Annotated in this window: 17 protein-coding genes; 15 read left to right on the top strand and 2 right to left on the bottom strand. The window is 38.2% G+C overall.

What is annotated here, in order from left to right; genetic code table 11:
• Nucleotides 1–160: 160 nt before the first annotated feature.
• From QZU81_RS07100 to QZU81_RS07145, 10 genes are all read left to right on the top strand, one after another.
• Nucleotides 161–1,210, top strand: coding sequence for an AAA family ATPase (locus QZU81_RS07100; protein ID WP_295590745.1), 1,050 nt, complete (start codon nt 161–163; stop codon nt 1,208–1,210).
• Nucleotides 1,203–2,264 carry a zinc ribbon domain-containing protein gene (locus tag QZU81_RS07105; RefSeq protein ID WP_295590747.1) on the top strand — a complete coding sequence of 354 codons (1,062 nt, stop codon included), beginning with the start codon at nt 1,203–1,205 and terminating at the stop codon, nt 2,262–2,264. Before QZU81_RS07100 ends, QZU81_RS07105 begins: the two co-directional genes overlap by 8 nt.
• Before the next feature lie 133 nt (nt 2,265–2,397).
• Nucleotides 2,398–2,994: a hypothetical protein gene (locus QZU81_RS07110; protein WP_295590749.1), complete on the top strand. Its 597-nt coding sequence runs from the start codon at nt 2,398–2,400 to the stop codon at nt 2,992–2,994.
• 8 nt (nt 2,995–3,002) lie between these two features.
• A complete protein-coding gene (locus QZU81_RS07115) occupies nt 3,003–3,647 on the top strand; it encodes a hypothetical protein (protein ID WP_295590751.1) in 645 nt (214 codons plus the stop codon).
• A gap of 49 nt (nt 3,648–3,696) precedes the next feature.
• Entirely contained in the window at nt 3,697–4,530 is an 834-nt protein-coding gene (locus QZU81_RS07120; RefSeq protein WP_295590753.1) for an SseB family protein, read from the top strand.
• A 58-nt stretch (nt 4,531–4,588) separates the two neighbouring features.
• Entirely contained in the window at nt 4,589–5,191 is a 603-nt protein-coding gene (locus QZU81_RS07125; protein ID WP_295590756.1) for a hypothetical protein, read from the top strand.
• Between the two features lie 8 nt (nt 5,192–5,199).
• Complete coding sequence (locus QZU81_RS07130; protein ID WP_295590758.1) at nt 5,200–5,538, top strand: zinc-ribbon domain-containing protein; 339 nt, start codon at nt 5,200–5,202, stop codon at nt 5,536–5,538.
• Nucleotides 5,539–5,547: 9 nt separating this feature from the next.
• Complete coding sequence (locus QZU81_RS07135) at nt 5,548–6,711, top strand: hypothetical protein (protein WP_295590761.1); 1,164 nt, start codon at nt 5,548–5,550, stop codon at nt 6,709–6,711.
• Between the two features lie 24 nt (nt 6,712–6,735).
• Nucleotides 6,736–7,029 (top strand): hypothetical protein, encoded by a 294-nt coding sequence (locus QZU81_RS07140; protein ID WP_295590763.1) that lies wholly within the window; start codon nt 6,736–6,738, stop codon nt 7,027–7,029.
• Nucleotides 7,026–7,319 carry a hypothetical protein gene (locus QZU81_RS07145; protein ID WP_295590764.1) on the top strand — a complete coding sequence of 98 codons (294 nt, stop codon included), beginning with the start codon at nt 7,026–7,028 and terminating at the stop codon, nt 7,317–7,319. The genes QZU81_RS07140 and QZU81_RS07145 overlap by 4 nt, the downstream gene beginning before the upstream one ends.
• Before the next feature lie 22 nt (nt 7,320–7,341).
• Here QZU81_RS07145 and QZU81_RS07150 read toward each other — a convergent pair whose 3' ends face one another.
• Entirely contained in the window at nt 7,342–7,725 is a 384-nt protein-coding gene (locus QZU81_RS07150; protein ID WP_292850514.1) for a hypothetical protein, read from the bottom strand.
• 339 nt (nt 7,726–8,064) lie between these two features.
• On the opposite strand from QZU81_RS07150, the gene QZU81_RS07155 reads away from it, so the two are divergent.
• Entirely contained in the window at nt 8,065–10,836 is a 2,772-nt protein-coding gene (locus tag QZU81_RS07155) for an SGNH/GDSL hydrolase family protein (RefSeq protein WP_295590767.1), read from the top strand.
• Between the two features lie 56 nt (nt 10,837–10,892).
• Here the strand turns inward: QZU81_RS07155 and QZU81_RS07160 are convergent, their stop codons facing one another.
• On the bottom strand, nt 10,893–12,008 hold the full coding sequence (locus QZU81_RS07160; RefSeq protein WP_295590769.1) for a cation diffusion facilitator family transporter: 1,116 nt from the start codon (nt 12,006–12,008) through the stop codon (nt 10,893–10,895).
• A gap of 118 nt (nt 12,009–12,126) precedes the next feature.
• On the opposite strand from QZU81_RS07160, the gene QZU81_RS07165 reads away from it, so the two are divergent.
• From QZU81_RS07165 to QZU81_RS07180, 4 genes are all read left to right on the top strand, one after another.
• Nucleotides 12,127–12,666, top strand: coding sequence for a glutathione peroxidase (locus tag QZU81_RS07165; protein ID WP_295590771.1), 540 nt, complete (start codon nt 12,127–12,129; stop codon nt 12,664–12,666).
• Nucleotides 12,667–12,757: 91 nt separating this feature from the next.
• Complete coding sequence (locus tag QZU81_RS07170; protein ID WP_295590773.1) at nt 12,758–15,154, top strand: CDP-glycerol glycerophosphotransferase family protein; 2,397 nt, start codon at nt 12,758–12,760, stop codon at nt 15,152–15,154.
• Nucleotides 15,155–15,212: 58 nt separating this feature from the next.
• Nucleotides 15,213–15,638 (top strand): universal stress protein, encoded by a 426-nt coding sequence (locus QZU81_RS07175; protein ID WP_292827377.1) that lies wholly within the window; start codon nt 15,213–15,215, stop codon nt 15,636–15,638.
• Between the two features lie 23 nt (nt 15,639–15,661).
• A complete protein-coding gene (locus tag QZU81_RS07180; RefSeq protein ID WP_292827374.1) occupies nt 15,662–16,060 on the top strand; it encodes a hypothetical protein in 399 nt (132 codons plus the stop codon).
• Nucleotides 16,061–16,087 lie beyond the last annotated feature (27 nt).

Consider the following 16,087-nt stretch of genomic DNA (forward strand, 5'->3'; position numbering starts at 1 on the left):
CAGGATAACGGACAACGAACTGGAATTCATAAACTCCCTTCTTGATACCAGCTTCACAAAAGAGGATATCCAGACCTTAACCGACCTGAAAATCTCAAGGGAAATTCCCCTCTCATTCAAATGCCTCCACGAGCTTGACCTCTGCGGTGTGAACTTCGACATGACTGAACTCAACACTGCCAATGAGCTTTACAACTGCTATAAGGTATTCGGAAAGTTCTTCATAACCGTCGACAATGAGCTCAACGAGGATGTATTCAAGCTCTACAATGACTACATGGCCAGCTTGGAAAAGTCCCTTGAAAAGGAAAACGTTGAGTTAAAACCAATCAAGCTTATGGACACAAGAAGCATTGAAACCGCAAAGGGTACAGATGAGACACCCGAATCCAGCACATTGGATGAATGCCTGGAAGAGCTGAACAAGCTTGTCGGACTTGAAAAGGTCAAAAAGGATGTCAATTCCCTAATCAATCTGGTGCAGATCAGAAAATTAAGAGAAGAGCGTGGAATCAAGCAGCCTGCAATGAGCCTCCATCTGGTATTTTCAGGAAATCCCGGAACAGGAAAGACCACAGTAGCAAGACTGCTTGCTAAAATTTACCATGAAATAGGACTCCTATCAAAAGGACACCTCATTGAAACCGACCGCTCCGGCTTGGTGGGAGGATATGTCGGTCAGACAGCAATAAAGACCCAGGAAGTAATACAGTCCGCACTGGGCGGAATACTGTTTATAGACGAAGCATACTCCTTGACATCAAAAAGCGACAATGACTATGGTGCTGAAGCCGTGGACACGCTACTCAAGGCAATGGAAGATCACCGTGATGATTTAATCGTAATCGTGGCGGGCTATCCTGCCCTGATGGAGAAGTTCCTGTACTCAAATCCGGGCCTGGAGTCCAGATTCAACAAGTTCATCTACTTTGAGGACTACAACGACGAGGAACTCTACAATATATTCTGGCTCATGTGCGAAGAGTCCAACCTCACCATGGACGCCGCAGCCGATAAGTATATAAAGGACTACTTTAAAATGTTATATGAAAATAGGTCAAAAAACTTTGCTAATGGTAGAGCAGTAAGGAACCTATTTGAAGAAGTAATAACTAATCAGGCTAACAGATTAGCTCCTAAAAGTAATATTACAGATGAAGAATTAAATACGTTGACATACGAGGATTTCCTGGTAGATGAAAATGACTGATAAAATTTGTAATAATTGCGGAAACAAAGTAAACGGAACAGCGAACTTTTGCCCAAAGTGCAAATCAACCTCATTCAGAAATGTATATGAAATTACAAAACCCAACAACAGTTTAGTCTATAAATTATTCTATAATTATCAAGATAGTTACTTTATATTGTCAAAATCAAAAATAGCTGCAATACTGGTCTTTTTACTGTTCATGACCTTAATATTCCAGGCACCTGCGGTAATACTCTTTGCGGTAGTGATTTCCGCTCTGGTATATGTGATAGGATTCTCACTTCGCAGGGCTCTAGGATATGACCATGTGCCGAAGGTCGTCATTGAAAACAACAACTACGGATTGATTTCAGACCTTAAGCACCTGTTCTTCTACTGGCAGGACAAGACCACAGGGGAATTCACATTTTCCAAAACAAAGACAATCACAATTCTGATATTTCTCCTGTTTGCAACATTAGGTACAGCATTCGGCGCAACCAGCGCATTTGCCTTTTCATTATTCGGGCTCATATTTGCAGTGCCTGCATTTGCGGTCGGATATGGAATCCACAGGATTACAACATCCGAACCTGTCAAGGAGATAATCGACAAGACCCAGCCGATTGGAACATCCAAAAGGGAAGTCAAGGTCGAGCCTAAAAGGAACATCCATGAGTTCGACAAATACAGGACAAGGCTCAATGAGATGAAAATCATGTATGAAATCAAGGAGAAAAACGCACGCAAACTCATCGAAGAGCGCTTCGAACCTCCTCAACTCACATACGACAGATTCATCGCAACCGTTAACAATTCAACAGAGATGTTCAATGAGCATGCAGATGCGGTGTCAAACATCATTGATCTTGCCTCAAAGGACAACAAGAAGATTGATGATGAAATCACTTCAAGGCTGGATATCCTTCAGTCCCTCATTGACAAGATGGATGCGCTCATCGACGAGCTTGTATTGAGCATGAGCGAATCAGGTTCAAGTGAAGAGGAAGTCACAGGCTTCATACATGACATGGAGCACCTCATCAATTCGGTGAAGGATTACCAAAGTTAGATTATGGAAATATGCAGATATTTCCAAAACCTTTTTTTCTTTTTAATATAATTCTTTTTATTTTTTAGACAATCCGACAGCATTCTCCAATTTCAAGAATATATTTAAATAAACATAAGTCCAAGTTATTAACATGCTTAAAAAAATCCTTATTGCATTTCTGGCATTATTCATACTGATGAGTGCAGTCAATGCGGTTGACTCCTCAAACTGGACGACCGCAGAGGTCGGCTATGAAACGTTCAAGGTTCCGCCGAAATTCGAAAATCCGTATAAAAGCGATTTTGATATTTATGCTTATGATGAGGACACACATGTTTTCACTGTCAGATACATAAATCCGAACCTCGAGACACTGTACGGTTATTTCATAGAGAAATATCCGGAAAAGAAGGTGAAGGTTTCAGGCCATGATGCGATCCACATCACTTTCTATGACAGATATGATGACAAGAACTATTCAATACTGTGGTTCTCTGCCGGCGAGGAGTTCTATTACATCGAATGGGAAGGCTTCAACATAACACCTACAATCAAGGAGGTTGTCAAAAGCTTCTCCAAGTCCGATTACTCACACAAGGAATTCTATAAGACATTGAAGGAGTTTTATAATCAGCATAGGCTTGAAGAGGCGATGGAATCACAGGGCTTTGACTATCCAAGCGACAAGTCATCCCACACCTTCGTATCGGTGGGAACAAACGGTTTCGGAGTAGGGAAAATATATTAGGTGACCGAATGAGCGATGAAATTCCAGTCAAGATAAGGCCGAAGTCCGAAAAGAAAAAGCCTTTCATCATAGACACAATAAAATCCACTAAAAATCTCGTTGAGGATACAGCAAGCACCCTTTTCCCTCCAAAGGAAGAGCCGAAGATTCCTCAAAAGGGGTATGGCGAGTCCCTAGAATACATCCGGGAAAACGGAAAATCAAAGATAGAGTTTCCTGTGGATTCCAAATCCAAGGAAAGGTTATCTAAGCTTCTTTCTCCTGAAGTCGTCGGAAGCGCCGGAGGCCTTATCGGAGCTGCCGCAACGGTCGGACTGATTGGCTCAACTCTGGGCACAGGACTGATCATTGCAGGTGCAGGAGCATTGATAGGAGGAATACTTGCCAAGAATTCGGATGAGTTTTCATGGGTTCCCGCAGAACTTGTAATACTGGATGAGGAGCTTGTCATTTCAGGCAGGTTCACGCTGCACTTCGATGAAATCAAGTATGTAAGCGTCGAAAAAAGCGCTGCCGGAGAGCTTGTGGTTCTGACATTGAAGGATAATGCACTGGGCTTCAGGACATACAATGCAAAGGCCCTCAAAACCGTCATCAGCGAGAAGATGGATAAATATTATAACAATAATCAACAAAATAAGAGCAATGACTAATCACAAACACCTGCGAAATGTTATTGAAGACATCTATTCGAATAACAATATGCTCACCGAAGAGCTCACTTCCAGACTCATCAACGAATTCAGATATTCCAACCTGTACATCCCGGCAAAAAGGGAGAACGGCACACTCAACTTCATAATCTATGAGGATGATGAAATCAAAATCACCCCTCTATTTACGGATATGGATGAGTTTCGAAAGTTCTTCAGGGATGAGGACATTCAGGCATTGCAGAATTCATTCGAACTCTATCAGAATATCCTAAAGACCACAGACATTGAAGGGTATATACTGAATCCGTCTTCCGAAAAGTATGTATTCAAGAAGGAATTCATACTGGCGATAACCAGGGTTCCGAAAACTAATTTTTACACAACCAACCCATATTCTGAAGATGAACTTATGGAGCTTAAAAATTCAATCGACAACAGTGGCCTTGAGGCTTTCGTTGAAAACAGGGCCAATGTCGGTGATTTCGAAGGCCTCTTTGAAAGGATGGCGGGCTCACGGCTGCTTGCACTGATGCTGTCTGATTTGGATATTGAAAAGGAGATGCTCTGCCTTAAGGAGACCGGGCCTGTTGCGTCAATGTATACTGACAGGGTCGGCGGCGTTTATGCAACACTGTTTACATCCGAGGCCAAGATGGAGCCGATAAGGACTAATAAGTTCAAGTATTCCCAACTGATCAATCTTGCGACATTGGTGAATTTCATCCTGACCGAGGACATGGACGGCCTCATAATAAATCCCGAAAGCGACAACGTGCTGATTCCAAGACCAAGCCTTCTTAGATACTCCCTGGGATTTGAAAAGTACGCCAACGACGAAAGGCTCTCCGAAGCGATGTTCTATATTTTCAGGATTCAATAGCTTTTTTGCAATATTGATATCTAAAATTTTAATAATCACATAAAATATACTAATAATCATGTCAGAATTATCAGAATTGATTGAAATTACCAGAAACATTGAAAGGCAGAACGAGGAAATCATCCGCCTTTTAAGGAAAATAGCTGATGAGGAGGAAAAAAAGGAAATTCCAAAGCCTATAATCGACTTGGGTGAACTGTATCTATCCAAAGATGCGGCGCATGAAGAGCCCAAAGAGGTTGAGGAAATCGAAAACAGGTGGAGAATAGGATCACTTCTTGACACAACCATTGATGTCGGCGAGGTATATTTCCTTGAAGGCCCGGACATATTCAAGTTATCCGTCAATAATAATGAAACAAGCATCGATAATTTAACAGGTAATAGTGAATCTACTACATTTGCTTTACAGGAAATCATAGCAAATGAATCAATAAATAATAATGTAAGTTTAGATGACGGTACAGTTATACTCAGTATGGAACAATCACAAAATTTGCCTGAAATTTTAAAGATATGTGTTGAGCAGGGTGCCCAAAAGTTATACATGCCACTATTTGCATCAGCACAGCTGGTCGGAGCGCCGGAATTTCTCATGAGGCTGGTAAAGCTTAACTTTTATAAGAATAATGAAGACTTAATCGAAAAACTATTTGGATAGGTGATATAATGTCAAAATTTTGTCCGTCATGCGGTGAAGAACTGGTAGATACAGCAAAATTCTGCAAAAACTGCGGAATGAACCTGGAAACAAGGGAAGAAACAAAAAATACGACAGGTACACAACAGACAGCAACTCCAAGGTATGAAGTTCAAAAGGTTGAAAACGACCATAAGATAGCTGTAATTTTAGGTTACATATGTGCCATATTGATTCCTCTCTTTGGATTGATATTCGGAATTTATCTGGTGACCAGAAATGATTCCGACGGTGCAAATATGCACGGTAAGTTTATAATAGGACTTGCACTTCTAATCTGGTTCATATCATTCTTATTAATAAGATAAGTGTTTTAAATGTTCAATGATTTATCACAATACCTTCAGATAGACAGAGAAAAGCAGCGGATGATAGCTGATGCGATGCCTCACCTGGAATCACCGAATCTTTTTTATTCAAAAAGAAAATACATGGCATCTGAGGATGTATCAATGTGTGAGATATGTGAATCCATCAGTTTGGATCACCTTCCTCCAACAAAATACTGTCCGGAGTGCCACAGAAAATATCCCGAAGAGGAAAACTTCTGCTTTGACTGTCTGGTCAAGCTTAAGAACATCTCCGATATACCTAAAGTCAGAGATATCAAAACAAATCCTGAATTCAAGTTCGAGGGGACAAATAGCTATGCGACCTTTGAGGAGATATTCACCCCTGAAAATGCAGAGAAAATCAACGATTTCAAGTTCAGATTAAAGGACTACAAAGGCATAATCAACGATATCAAAAGGACAGCATTTCTGGAATTCGACAATCTGGTAAAATCAAACGGTCTGGTCCTCGATTATCTTGACATACTGGACAAGGTCCTTCTCTTTTCAAAGTCATTTGTCGAAGTCGACTATAAGTCATACGGCCAGGAACTGGGCGTTTTTGCCTTCGATAGGATTGAAGTGGATGACAGGCAGCTGCCGGGGCTTCAGATTACAACACTGATGCACGAGCTTTCCCATTTCCTCTTGAAGGAAATATTGGCTCATGTCCTATGCAAACTCCTTGACTGCACAAAGAACAGTTCAATCGATGCCATTTCTACATTCATTTTAATATATTCTCCTCTCAGCAGGCTGATTGATGAGTATTGTGCACATAGCGTTGAGGGAAGATTTACAGTATACGGCTATCAGGACTATTCATCATTCCTCCAGATTCAAAAGTCCCTTGAAGGCGAAATGCCGAGCGAGGAAATAGAGATTGCTAAGTCAATCGGTAACACATTTTCCATCTCCATTAAGGAGATTCTCGAAGCATATCTTGACGATGATTTGAGGGATGACATCAAGACCCAGTTCAAAGAGGACGTTCTGGACATGCCGAAGTATGATATGCTTGCCATGGAAAACTGCAACAAGCTCAAAAGCAAAGGTTTCATGCAGGCAATCTGGCTAATTTTAAGCGAAGGATTTGAAGTTGCATCCGTCAACATTGAAAAGTTAGAGGAATATAAGAAAAATTTTTAAAAGCATAAGTACATAGTTAAGATTATGAATATTAAAGAAAGGATTATACAACTAAACTTAGAGCATACAGGCAAAACCGTTGAAATTAATGAAGTTCCCCTAACTATCATTTCCAAATATCAGTTGTTCGAGCCATGCTTGTACATGTCCGAGGATGAAAACTGGATTAATGTCGCAATCATCTCTCCTGAAAGCGATGAATTTTCCCAATCAATGTCAATCCTTAAAAAGGAAATCACCGCATTCGGTGTATTCAACAAGCATGCTCCTGAAATTCCTGTTCCACAGGTCGGATCTGAAGAGGACTTATATCAATGAGGGAATTTTTTCTAAGCGGCGATTTTAGCGTAGAGGAAACTACGCTTAAAATCAACACCATAATGTCAAAGTGGTCAATTCAGTTTCTGGACATCAACGGTCCGAACTGGGTTATCTTTGACTATGAGATGAACATAAAATACGTATTTCTGTTTCAGGTAGACTTCAATGACCTAGAGACCCGTATAAAGCTTGAAGATTTAAAATTGAATGTCATCCATCACATAGAAAGCCTGAAGGACGAAACCACCTACAGGGACAATCTGATAAATTCTGTTTTTATGGTCTAAAAAAAATAAAAAAAGAAAAGAATTAATTTGTATTAATTCTTGTGTTATAATATCTTACACCATCTTCATCGTAGGTATACCATCTGTTCACTTCCTCATCGTATTTTTCACCGATAACGGCTACGTATGAATCGGATTGTGGATTATATACCTTGTATGTATTGTTGTTGATAGTCATATTGGTACGCGGTGAGTTGTCACCTACGACAGTACCGTTTGTTGAATTGGTTGCGTTAGTAGCGTTATCAACATCAATTACATCAGTGGTGTTATTATCCAACGGATTTGGTAGTGTTGCATTGTTTAAGACATTAGCATTGCCATTGTAGAAGCTATAAAGTCCAACAGCTACCAAAGCAATTACAAGAATTGCAATTGCAATTAGTATAATATTTTTTGTTTTCATAATTACACCTTAATTAATATTTATAAATTAACTAGTATTTAACCTAATTGAAAAATTAATAGTAATATAATTAGAATTTTTGAAATTAAATTAATTCCGGTTTAGATAGAGAAATTAAATTTTTGTATTAATTGGATTATGCTTATTTCTAATTTAAATGAATAATGAAACTATATATAACATATTAAAATAATAATTATATACTATGTATAATTAAAGATTATTTATATATTAAATTGGGATAAAAATTAAAATTTTATAAATGGAGGATTGTTTATATTGATGAATAATTTTAAAAAATATTTAATTATTTTTTCGATAATCATGATTTTTTTTGTCATGGTAGGATTGGTTTCTGCTAATGAAAATTCATCTGATGTTTCTATAATGGAAAATTCAGACATTATTGTTACTAATTCTACTGATCAAATACAAAATAATATATTAAATACAAATGAAGAGGATATTCAAAGTGCCGATAATGAATCCTGCAGTCTTCAGGATAGTGAAAATAAGCCTGCCAATGTCAAGTTTTTAACCAAAAGTGAAGAGTATACATCCGGAAACCTAGTCTATAAGCTAAAAGTTTATGACATATTCACTTCCAATGGAATAAATTATCTGGAGCCAAGATATAACTCCATTATCAAATTGAAGGTATTTACAGGAACTGCCTACAAATGCTATTCAGGTTCTGTTGGCAATGATGGCACAGTTTCAGTGAAACTGCCGAGTATGGCTTTGGGAAATCATAAGGTCGAAGCTTATTTGGATAATGTTAAACAGGCTTCCTCCACATTGAAGATTACCAAATCAAAAACTAAAGTCTATGCTATAGCTACAACATTGAAATTCAAGAAAGACACTTATTTTAAAATTAAAGTATTGGACAGCCACAGCAATCCGGTTTCCAATGTAAATCTTAAAGTGAGTGTCTACACAGGTAAAAAATTCAAGACATATACTGTAAAGACAAATTCTAAAGGTATGGGAAAGTTAAAAACCAGCAAATTATCACTAGGAACACATAAGGTAATCATCAAAACAAGCAATAAACACTATTCAATATCCAAAACATCAAAAATAATAATCAAATCAAAAGTTGTCAAAAAGGCAAAACAGCTTTACTCATCAGCTCCGGTCTCCACATTAAAATATAAAGACAATTCTTATTATAAATTTAAGGTAAGCGACGCTTATAAGGACATGGTTAAAAATATCTATATTAAGGTCAAGGTTTTCACTGGCAAAAAGTTTAAAACATATTCAGTTAAAACAGATTCCCAAGGGGTTGCAAAGTTCAACACTAAAAAGTTATCTATAGGAACTCATAAGATTGTCATTAGCCCAAACGATACCAAAAACTACAAGCTCAACAAAAGTTCCAAAATCATAATCAAAAAAACCATTTCATCCAGCAAGATTGTGCCTACAAAGTTGCTGTCCATTCAGTATTATCCAAAAGGGTATAGCTATTTTGCAAAATTGAAATGGTCTTCTAAAACTGGTACTGAATATCAGGTTTTAAGAAAAACGGCTGATGAGTTTAAGGTAATATCAACTATTAAATCGAATTCAAAAAATGCCGTATTTTATGATGAAATAGGTGAAAATGATACATTTATCTATTCCGTTAGGGAAATCATTAAAATCGATGAAAAAAATAAGATGATTGGGCCATATGATGCGGAAGGCTTGAAGCTAATTAATAAGGTTAATGTAGATGTTGACTTCCAAAATCTGATGGCAAATATCACTTGGAGCAAAATGGAAAATGCAACTAAATACATTATTTTTAGAAAAATTGGTGAGGATGGAGAATTTAAGTCAATTGGTTCTGTAGGTGCAGATGTTTTATCATATGTTGATTATTATTATAAGTCAGTAAAACAGTTAAGAACAATAATTGATTCAAAGACTTTTGTTGACCCAAGTTTTAATTCTTTGCATTATACGGTTCGTGCTTGTATTGCAAATAATGATAAGATAAGTTACGGTTTATACTTGAAAGAGGGTGATTTCCACTTGGAAGCTCCAAGCATTGTATTGCTTGTTAACAATACTATTAAATGGGGATCTGTGCCCAATGCTGAAGGTTATTTGATTCTTAAAAGGAACGATGGAGACGATGAATGGCAAATGATTGGTCAAGTACCTCAAAAAGGGTCCACCACCATCAGCTTTGAGATTGGCTGCACTGATTATAATGCATCCTATTCCGTAAAAGCGTATGCCAATAAAAACGGGGAAATAGTCTATAGTGATTTTGATAAGGGATTTAGCTTAAAGAAATATTCTAAAAACAATAATGAATATAGAATTTTGTATTTCGGAGATAGTATCACTTACGGTTCACCTTATAAATCTCAATCAACCAGACATATCTTTTCTATTCCTCATAGAGTAGCCCAATTGCTTGGCTGCGTATATTATAATCCCTCCATTCCAGGTTCAACCTATCATGACTTGGGCCAAAAGAACGGAGTGAACATTGAAAATACTAAATATTACAGGTACAGAATATGCAGAGAGGTTGTGGATGCAATATCCATGGGCCAATATCCGGGAAATTGGGAAAGCTTAGACACTGCTCAAAATAGTGAAGGTAAGACCAATACCACTATTGAAGACTATAACATTGTTGTCTTGGCTGCTGGAACTAATGATTATCTGGATAATTCTGAATTGGGCTCACAAGACAGCAATGATACATCAACTTTCAATGGTGCATTCAATCATATTATGGATAAAATCGAAAATGCAAGTAAAAACCGTGTTGAAAGAGGTGAAAGTCCTATTAAGGTAGTATTTGTTGATTTGTATTACAGTGACCGTACTTACACTATAAAAGAATTACACAATAGGGATATAACTCCAAATGAAATAGGATTGACATTGACTGATTATCAAAATGAATTAAATAAGCAGTTTGCAAAATGGGAAAATACAAGCGAATATCTATCTTTCCATAAGTTCCAAACAAGAGATTATGACATTGTAAACCAACATAATTGTCCTTATACTTCATCAGATAATTTGCACTTTACAAAATATGTTTATGGACAATATGGAAATGCATTTGCTAATTTCCTTGTTGAAAATGTTTTTTAAAAAATAATATTAAAAGGATTGTAGAAATTCTACAGCCCTTTTTTTTATTTTAACGATTAATCGCTTATATCATAATCATCAATGATGATGTAATCAAATTCAGGATGTTTTGCTTTAATTTTAGATATAATTTCTCCTTTAACCTTTTCACGGTCGGCATCAAAATCGACAATGATGTCGAAAGTCGCCATCTTTGACTCCTCGTTGACAATGAATCCGTGGACTTCAAGGACCTCATCATATTTTGAGGCGATTTCATACAGTTCATCGCGAACATCCTTGTATTCGTCATTTCTTGAATATATTCCGAAAGTCAGTATGATTGAGAACTCCTCATAAATCTTATATGCAAGGTTTCTTGTCAGGGTATGGATTTCATGTGCTGTCAGGTCATCATCGACTTCAATGTGGACTGACCCCTGCATGTCCTCAGGCCCGTAGTTGTGAAGGCTCAAATCATATGCGCCGTAGACGCCGGGAACCTCACAGATTGAATCCTTGATCTTGCGGGAGAGTTCGGAATCGACCCTTGCCCCGATCATGCTGTCGAGGGTTTCCCTCAGCATGTCGATACTTGCCTTGATGATTACGATTGAGATTATGACTCCCAGAATCCCTTCAAGGGAGATTCCATAGAATATGGAAATGATAGCCGCAATCAGTGTTGAAAGCGAGAGTATTGCATCAAAGAACGCATCGCTTCCGGATGCAACAAGAGCCTGGGAGTTGATTTTTTCCCCAACGCCCTTCACGTATCTTCCAAGCGCGAACTTGACGAGAACAGCAACGGCAATTATGACCAGTGAAACGGTTGTATATGATGTTACGTCCGGATGGAATATCTTAGGCCATGATTCCATAAGTGCAGTAACCCCTGCCCATAGTACAATGGCTGCAATTATTACGGATGAGAAGTATTCAATACGCCCGTATCCGTAAGGGTGGTCCTTGTCCGGAGCCTTTCCAGCAAGCTTGGTTCCTATGATAGTTATGATGGAAGACAGCGCATCGGTCAGGTTGTTGACTGCATCCAATGTGATTGCAATGGAGTTAACAAGGATTCCGATTGTAGCCTTGAATGCCACCAGAATCAGATTAACGACAATGCCTATAATGCTTGTTCTAACAATTTTTTCCTGCCTTGTCATGATATTAACTTTATCCGATTCCATAAATAAATCTTAATATTTGAGATTTTTTAAATAAATGCCATATAAACTATTCAGATTGCTAACTTTATATATCATGAGGTATTAAATATGCATAATTAATTAAAAAAGGTGAATCAATATGTCAATATATGATTTTGAAGTAAAGGATGGCGAAGGAAACATGGTTTCCCTTTCCCAATACAAGGATAAAGTATTGCTTATAGTAAACTCAGCAACCAAATGCGGATTCACTCCACAATACACAGAACTGAACGAAATCTACGCAGAATTCAAGGATGAAGGCTTTGAAATCCTTGATTTCCCATGCAACCAGTTCGGAGGTCAGGCTCCTGGAACAACCGAGGAGATCACTGAAGTCTGCAGGTCAAAATGGCTCGTGCCATATACAATCTTCGACAAGATTGACGTGAACGGGGAAAACGAAGTTCCATTGTACGCATACCTCAAGCAGGAACAGCCCTTCAAGGACATTACAGGCAAGGGCGCAACAAAACTTAAGCTTGTTCTTAAAGCCGTCGACAGGCACTACAAGGACAACGATGACATCAAATGGAACTTCACCAAGTTTCTGGTGGACCGCCAGGGAAATGTCGTTCAAAGGTTCGAACCTACCGAAGACTTAAATGATGTAAAAGAAGCCGTAAAGGCTCTTTTATAACTTTCTTTTTTTTATCTTAATATAAACTATTTATATAAACAGTTCAAAATATATGATTAAATAACTCTTTTTAATTTATAAACGTGGAATTATGGCAAAGGGAAAGATAGGAAAAAAGATTGAGGATTTGAAATACGCCGCAATCAATAGCTGGATATACTACAACTATTATCATGGCGACATTGATGAGAATCTCGTTTATGTCGAATCGGTAAACGGCAAGGATTTCTCGGGAAACGTATTCCGGATTGTCGAGGAACTCACAAAGGGGGACTACGGTAAACTCAAGATAGTAGTCTATGCAAAAAAGGAAATCCAGCCTATGATAAGGCAGCTGCAGAAAAACTACAGTCTTGACATTGAAAAGATCGTTTCAAGCAGGATTGCCGGAACAAGAATCATGGAAAAGGCAAAATACATCATCACGGATGCTGCCCTCTACCATAAGTTCGTAAAGCGTCCCGGACAGATTGTTATAAACACCTGGAGGGGGACTTTCCTTAAGACCATAGGAAAGGACAACAAAAAGGAACAGTTCAAGGTTTCAAGCCTGCAGCAGGTGCTGTTCGCCTCAGACTATCTTCTGGTGCCAAATGAATTTACAAAGGACAGGATTCTATCCGCCTACATGATGGATAAGATATATCCTGGAAAGCTTCTCTACTGCGGAAATCCCAAGAATTATCCATTCTTCAAGCAAAATGATTTGAAGGACGAATTGGGATATGGGGGCAAGGAAGTATTTGCCTATATGCCCAACTTCAAGAATCTGGCACTGTTCAGGGATTCGAAAACCCGGAAAAGGACTTTTGAAAAAATACTTAAAGAAATTGATGCCAGTCTCAATGACAGTCAGGTCATGCTTTTCCAGTTCTATAATTCCTATTCTCATATCAAAATCGATTTCGATAAGTTCAGGCATATTGAACTCTTCCCTGAAGGCTATGAAAAGTATGATGTTTTAAGCATTGCCGATGTATTGGTTACGGACTATTCGGGAGCCATCTTTGATTTTGCAAATACTCAAAAAAAGATAATCCTCTTCAACTATGACGAGAAAAAGTACGGCAGGATTCACGGACTTTACGTTCCACTGGACGAGCTGCCGTTTGTAAAAACAGACAATATACCAGATTTGATCGGGGAATTGAATTCGCCTAAGGATTATGACGACAGCGAATTTCTTAAAACATACTGTCAGTTTGAAGGCATTGACGCCGCAAAGGACTTATGCAGGCACATCTTCAGCCATGAAAACGTTTTAAAGGAGGAAAAGATTTCAAATCCAAACAAGAATACTATCGTTTTTGCAGGAGCGCTTATGAAAAACGGAATGACCTCATCGCTTCTGAATCTGCTTTCGGCAGTCGACTTAAACGACCACGACTATTTCATTTCATACAGGGCATGGGCCAAGAATATCAGGAGATATTTCCCTGAAGTCAAGGATTCGATACCTGAAGGCATTGAACTTATGCCTCTTAGAACTGCAATCAATCCAACTCTCAAGGAATACTTTGCGCTGAACAGATTCATCAAACCAAGCAACAGGAAAGGCGAGTTTCCTAAGGATTTGGAGAGGCTGTTCAAAAGGGAACTGTCAAGATCATTTTCAGATTTCAGATTCGACAACTACATTCATTTTACAAGCTATGGAATTGAGGAGATACTCCTGTTTTCCCAGGCGCAATCAAACAAAATCATATGGGCTCATGGAAACATGGTCTGGGTAATTGATGACGGAATGGGAAACTATCCGACACTGAATCATGCATACAATGCATATGATAAGGTTGCTGTCGTTTCAAAAGAGACAATAGGAAACATTTCTGAAATATCCGGCAAAAGCGACAATATCCATGTTGTTCCCAACATCAACAACTACCTGGAGATACTCGACAATTCACAAAAGGATATTGAATTCGATGACGATACCATCATGATGTGCTCAAATCCCGGCGGTATCAGGGGCGTTCTTGAAAGCCCTGCCAAAAAGTTCATTACAATAGGAAGGTTTTCGGAAGAAAAGAACCATCATATGCTTCTTAAGGCCTTTGATGAATTCTGTGACGACTATCCGGACACCCAGCTTATCATTATCGGAGGATACGGTCCGCTGTATTTCAGAACAAGACGATTTGCCGAAAAGTTAAACCACAGCAGGAATATTACAATAATAAGGTCTGTGTCCAATCCGATGCCGATATTGAAGGAATGCGATTTGTTCATCCTTCCGTCAACACGTGAAGGCTGGCCGATGACTGTAATGGAAGCGAATACATTGGATGTTCCTGTAATGACATCAAAGATAGGTGGAACAGACTGGATTGAGGAATATGGAGCGTACCGTTTTGACAATACCATTGATGGAATCGTAAAGGCGTTTCATGATTATATGGAGGGCAATGTAAAGACCGACATTCATATTGATTACGGCAAATTCAATGAAGATATTCTGAATAGCTTTTATGATTTGTTGGATAAATAATACTTTTTGATAAATATTAATAAGCATTAAATAAATATATATTCTTAAAGGTGTTTTGATGTATAAAAAAATTTTACTCCCGACTGACGGATCAGGCTATGCTGACCAGGAAATTGATAGAGTAACCAAATTGATAGCTGATGACGGTGAGATAATCGTATTGTCTGTTGCCGGAAAATTGACTTCAAGCGCTTTTCAAAGCAGAAAGCATATCAGGGAAGTCAATGCAGGCATGCTGAATGAAGCTAAAGGAATTGTAGCCAAAATGAAGAAGAAATTCCCTGAAGGCTATAATGTCAAGACAATGGTTAAAACTGGTTTTCCAGCTGAAACCATCAATGAGGTTGCAGAAAAAGAGGGTGTTGAATTAATCGTTATTTCATCATCCGGAAAAAGTGGTCTTCACAAGTTTATCATTGGAAGCGTAGCTGAAAAGGTATTGAAAACTGCAGAAATTGATGTGCTATTGGTTCATAACAGCTGATATTATTTAAGGAGAGTATGTGAATGGAAATGGATATAAAGAATATGGCTATAATTGCAGTGATTGCATTATTGATCATTGCAGGCGGTGCTTTTGCATATATTTCCATGACCAAGACCGTAACCAAAATAGAAATCACATGCAATGATACAATCCAGAATGGTGATTACATTTCAGTTATCCTCAAGGATGACTACAGAAACGTCATTCCAGACCAGGTCATTGATTTGAAAATTTTGGATGATTCCGGATGGGCTCATAAGTATAATGTGACAACAGATGAGATGGGCAGAGGATACATTCAGGTTGTCGGCTTTGACAATGGAAACTACACTGTTCATGCCACCCTTAATGGAACACTATTTTTAAAAGAATCACACAGCAATCGTGCATTCCAAGTAAATGATGGATATTCATATTGATTTATCCATTAACCTTATTTTTTTGTG

This window comes from uncultured Methanobrevibacter sp., assembly GCF_902770715.1.
Taxonomy (GTDB): domain Archaea; phylum Methanobacteriota; class Methanobacteria; order Methanobacteriales; family Methanobacteriaceae; genus Methanocatella.

Bases quoted from the DNA above. Each gene is read 5' to 3' on its own strand.
- QZU81_RS07100 (WP_295590745.1), top strand. From the start codon at position 161: ATGACTGAACTCAACACTGCCAATGAGCTTTACAACTGCTATAAGGTA.
- QZU81_RS07105 (WP_295590747.1), top strand. From the start codon at position 1,203: ATGACTGATAAAATTTGTAATAATTGCGGAAACAAAGTAAACGGAACA.
- QZU81_RS07110 (WP_295590749.1), top strand. From the start codon at position 2,398: ATGCTTAAAAAAATCCTTATTGCATTTCTGGCATTATTCATACTGATG.
- QZU81_RS07115 (WP_295590751.1), top strand. From the start codon at position 3,003: ATGAGCGATGAAATTCCAGTCAAGATAAGGCCGAAGTCCGAAAAGAAA.
- QZU81_RS07120 (WP_295590753.1), top strand. From the start codon at position 3,697: ATGCTCACCGAAGAGCTCACTTCCAGACTCATCAACGAATTCAGATAT.
- QZU81_RS07125 (WP_295590756.1), top strand. From the start codon at position 4,589: ATGTCAGAATTATCAGAATTGATTGAAATTACCAGAAACATTGAAAGG.
- QZU81_RS07130 (WP_295590758.1), top strand. From the start codon at position 5,200: ATGTCAAAATTTTGTCCGTCATGCGGTGAAGAACTGGTAGATACAGCA.
- QZU81_RS07135 (WP_295590761.1), top strand. From the start codon at position 5,548: ATGTTCAATGATTTATCACAATACCTTCAGATAGACAGAGAAAAGCAG.
- QZU81_RS07140 (WP_295590763.1), top strand. From the start codon at position 6,736: ATGAATATTAAAGAAAGGATTATACAACTAAACTTAGAGCATACAGGC.
- QZU81_RS07145 (WP_295590764.1), top strand. From the start codon at position 7,026: ATGAGGGAATTTTTTCTAAGCGGCGATTTTAGCGTAGAGGAAACTACG.
- QZU81_RS07150 (WP_292850514.1), bottom strand. From the start codon at position 7,725: ATGAAAACAAAAAATATTATACTAATTGCAATTGCAATTCTTGTAATT.
- QZU81_RS07155 (WP_295590767.1), top strand. From the start codon at position 8,065: ATGGTAGGATTGGTTTCTGCTAATGAAAATTCATCTGATGTTTCTATA.
- QZU81_RS07160 (WP_295590769.1), bottom strand. From the start codon at position 12,008: ATGGAATCGGATAAAGTTAATATCATGACAAGGCAGGAAAAAATTGTT.
- QZU81_RS07165 (WP_295590771.1), top strand. From the start codon at position 12,127: ATGTCAATATATGATTTTGAAGTAAAGGATGGCGAAGGAAACATGGTT.
- QZU81_RS07170 (WP_295590773.1), top strand. From the start codon at position 12,758: ATGGCAAAGGGAAAGATAGGAAAAAAGATTGAGGATTTGAAATACGCC.
- QZU81_RS07175 (WP_292827377.1), top strand. From the start codon at position 15,213: ATGTATAAAAAAATTTTACTCCCGACTGACGGATCAGGCTATGCTGAC.
- QZU81_RS07180 (WP_292827374.1), top strand. From the start codon at position 15,662: ATGGAAATGGATATAAAGAATATGGCTATAATTGCAGTGATTGCATTA.